This window comes from Gilvimarinus sp. 1_MG-2023, from assembly GCF_030548285.1.
In genome coordinates, this window is sequence record NZ_JAUOSC010001431.1 from 1 (window position 1) to 249 (window position 249).

General features: G+C 54.6%; 1 protein-coding gene. It reads left to right on the forward strand.

The genetic code is table 11. The features are described from left to right. Positions 1–249 (forward strand): DNA gyrase subunit A (locus Q4563_RS21555; protein ID WP_303605979.1); only part of this gene is annotated, 249 nt, incomplete at both ends.

The window sequence follows — 249 nt, forward strand, 5'->3', positions numbered from 1 at the left end:
GGACGAACCCACCACCTTGCCAGCTCGTTTGCCCCATGTTTTGTTGAATGGCACCACCGGTATTGCTGTGGGGATGGCCACGGATATTCCGCCACATAATATTCGTGAAGTTGCCAGTGCCTGTATTCATTTGCTGGATCATCCGGGGGCCACCAGTGACGATATCTGTCAGCTGGTTCAAGGGCCGGATTTTCCGACCGAAGCGGAAATCATCACCCCTCGGGAGGAGCTGCAGAAGCTCTATCACAG